The 3,052-nt window shown below is 64.8% G+C and carries 4 protein-coding genes; 1 reads left to right on the top strand and 3 read right to left on the bottom strand.

Going from position 1 to position 3,052, the window contains the following annotated elements:
- A partial coding sequence (locus LPZ50_RS23625) for a sulfurtransferase (protein ID WP_230665297.1) occupies positions 1 to 772 on the bottom strand: 772 nt, incomplete at its 3' end.
- Positions 773 to 841: 69 nt separating this feature from the next.
- On the bottom strand, positions 842 to 1,369 hold the full coding sequence (locus tag LPZ50_RS23620) for an META domain-containing protein (protein WP_230665296.1): 528 nt from the start codon (positions 1,367 to 1,369) through the stop codon (positions 842 to 844).
- Positions 1,370 to 1,730: 361 nt separating this feature from the next.
- Here LPZ50_RS23620 and LPZ50_RS23615 point away from each other — a divergent pair, with 361 nt between their 5' ends.
- A complete protein-coding gene (locus LPZ50_RS23615) occupies positions 1,731 to 2,540 on the top strand; it encodes a response regulator transcription factor (protein WP_230665295.1) in 810 nt (269 codons plus the stop codon).
- Between the two features lie 3 nt (positions 2,541 to 2,543).
- Here the strand turns inward: LPZ50_RS23615 and LPZ50_RS23610 are convergent.
- A partial coding sequence (locus LPZ50_RS23610) for a PEGA domain-containing protein (protein WP_230665294.1) occupies positions 2,544 to 3,052 on the bottom strand: 509 nt, incomplete at its 5' end.

The following is a 3,052-nucleotide window of genomic DNA, read 5'->3' as shown; positions in this document are numbered from 1 at the left end:
AGGGTCTACCCGCCATTGGCGCAGCGATGCATCGAGCGGGTCTTCCAGCAGCAGGTTGGCCGCCAGCAGCGATGCGCTCGTCGAAAACGAAGCAATGCCCCTTGAACCCCTTGCCACCGGTTTCCTCGAAGTACTTCAGAATGCCGCCTTCCAGTTGATAAACGTGGTCGAGCCCTGCTTCGGCCATGTACAAGGCGGCCTTTTCGCAGCGAATGCCGCCCGTGCAGAAACTGACCACGGCCTTGCCCTGCAGGCTGTCGCGATGGGCCCGCACGGCGGCGGGAAACTGCGTGAACCGATCGATGCGCCAATCCAGGGCGCCCTCGAAGGTGCCGGCGTCTACCTCGAACGCGTTGCGCGTGTCCAGCATGACCAGGGGCCGTCCTTCGTCATCCGCCCCCTGCTCCAGCCAGCGGGCCAGGGTGGTGGGCGACACGGCCGGCGCCCGTCCGGCTTCGGGCTGGATGGCGGGGTGGTTCATGCGGATGATTTCGCGCTTGATCCGCACCCGCAGCCGCTGGAACGGCACGGCGTCCGACAGGCTGAACTTTGCTTCAAGGTCGGCAAAGCGCGGATCGGCGCGCAGCCAGCCCAGCATGGCATCGACGCCCGCCCGAGCGCCCGCCAGGAACAGGTTGATGCCCTCTTCGGCCAGCAGCACGGTGCCCTTCAAGTCGGCGGCCTGCGCCCGCGCCAGGATATCGGCGCGCAGGCTGGGCAGATCGGTTAACGAAGTAAACTTGTACGCGGCAATATTGACGACGGCTTGCATGACTGGCGAAATAGCAGCATCTCGGCGCTAATAGTTATTAATAGGGGGCCGCGGGAATCCGCGGCAAGCTTATTGGGGTGTCGGAGGATCCTGCCGGCGGGTAAACTCCAGCACATCGCCATTCTGCACGTTGAACGTCAGGTGGCGCGGCGCGCTGCCGCTGTCCAGGGTAAATGTCTGGATCGCCGCCAACGCCTTCAAGTAAGCCGTTTCAAGGCGGGCTCGTTCTGGCGACGCGCAGGCCATGCGTGTGCTGGCCGGAGCCGAAATCGACAATTTCCCCGCCTGTAGTTTGTAACTTCCACTGTAGCGGTTGCAACCCGAATACCCGCTGACGCGGTACTGGTCATTGTGGGCCAGGAACACCAGATGTATGGGCTCCCCGTTGTCGCCATGGGGAATGGCGCGGGTCGAGCCATCTGGAGCCGTCCAGCGTGTCAGTTCCCAGCGGGTCTGGGCCAGGGAATCGGCGCTGGTGGTGGCATTGGCCGCGGCGGCGCCTTCAGCGGCGGCGTGGCCGGTATGGCTGGCACACCCCGCCAGCGCGAACGCCATGCCGGCAAGCAGCAGGCCGCGGGCGAGCATAGAGGTCGACATAGTTGAGGCTCCGCATTTCGGTAAGGCTCTACTGTAACGCGGGCAGGGAAGCCTTTTTCGGCGCGGGCCTTCCCGGCGAAAAAGACTATTAGGCATATTGTATTAATTTGCCAATTATATTCACATAATCATACGATTGAGGTTAAATGACACACAGCGTCACACAACTACAGCAGTCAGACCTCGCCCCCACCCACAACACCGATTTATTCTTGATCCCCGCGAATCGGGCACCGTCCATGCTTCGCCACGGCCCATCCTGCGCCATTTTCTTTATCCAAAATATAAGCAAACCGCATGCCGCGGGGTTGATAGACGCGGCCTGCCAGTCGCCTCTGGCGCTTCCACCCGGAAGGGAATCATGAATAGATCGTTGGATGTCCTCTTTCTTACTGGAGACGACACCGCCCACCCGCAACAGATCGCAGACCTGTCGCACCTGGGTTTTCAAGTACATCGCTATGCCGAACTCGCTGACCTGTATACCCATGTATCGCGGCATCCGGTGCCGCTGGTGGTGCTGACAGGCACATTACCCAAGATACACCTGGCGGCCGCGCAGTTGCGCGCCATGCGGCAAACCCTGGGAATTATCGCCCTGACGACGTTCGCCGACAGCGAGGCCCGCGTGCGCACCCTGCTGTGCGGCGCCGATGCCTGCCTGGACACCAGTTCCAGCGGCCTGGAGCTGGCCGCAGTGTTCCAGTCGCTGTTGCGGCGCGTGGCCGACCTGATACCCAGCGTGGCCGTGGAAACCAGCCCCCAGCCGTCCGGGGTGCCCATCGAAAGCACCGCCGCCGCCGAGTCCGTCGAGGCGCCGGCCACGGGCTGGCGCTTGGCCAGCAAGGGCTGGACCCTGATTGCGCCCGCCGGCCAGGAACTGGCCCTGACCACCGCCGAACGCGGCTTTTTGTTGCGCCTGGTGCGTGCGCCGGACAAGAAAGTCAGCCGCGACACCCTGATCGCCGATGGCATGCAATCGGGCGAGGCCGCCGACAGCGAGCGGCGGGGCCGGTTTGTCGATGTGATGATCAGCCGGATGCGCCGCAAGGCGGCCGCCCACCAGATGCGCCTGCCCATCAAGGCAGTGCATGGTTGGGGCTATATGTTCACCGCCGACGTCGTCGAGGACGCCGGGGCTTCCGAAGATGGCAGCACCAACGGCGGCTGAGCCTTACTCAAACACGTGTGAAATCGACCCCGACTCACCCGGGCTGACATTGATGGTGGTGTTGTAGTCCGGCGCGGCAGGATTGCGTATGGTGACGCTGTGGCGCCCCGGCGGCAACGTTACCTGGCTCAAGGGGGGGCTGATGCCGCGCGAGCGGCCGTCGATCAGCACTTCGCCCCAGGGCCGCACACTGACTCTTACTGACACCGTGGCGGGCTGCGGAGGCTCGGCCGGTTTCTCTTCTTCAGGCGGAACCGGTTCCGCCGTGGCGGCAGTGCCGTCCGGGTTGGTACCGGCGGCGGCCGGATCGGTGGCTGCCGGATCCGCGGTAACTGGATCGGCGGCCGCCCCCGGATCAGATGCCTGGGGCGCCGCCGCACCATCGGGATTGGCGGCATCGCCGGGCAGGGGCGTGTTCCCTGGAGCGGCGGGCGCGCCATCCGCGGGCGCCTGCGCCGTCCCGGAGGCCATGCCCACCGAAGGCTCGGCGGATTCCGGCGCCGGCATGCCCG

Origin of the sequence: Bordetella petrii, from assembly GCF_020991325.1 — a bacterium.
In the GTDB taxonomy this organism is placed as follows: Bacteria; Pseudomonadota; Gammaproteobacteria; order Burkholderiales; family Burkholderiaceae_B; genus Bordetella_A; species Bordetella_A petrii_E.
Note: the sequence above shows the minus strand (reverse complement) of the source record. Positions and strands in the feature narration are given on the sequence as shown.

Bases quoted from the DNA above. Each gene is read 5' to 3' on its own strand.
- LPZ50_RS23615 (WP_230665295.1), top strand. From the start codon at position 1,731: ATGAATAGATCGTTGGATGTCCTCTTTCTTACTGGAGACGACACCGCC.
- LPZ50_RS23620 (WP_230665296.1), bottom strand. From the start codon at position 1,369: ATGTCGACCTCTATGCTCGCCCGCGGCCTGCTGCTTGCCGGCATGGCG.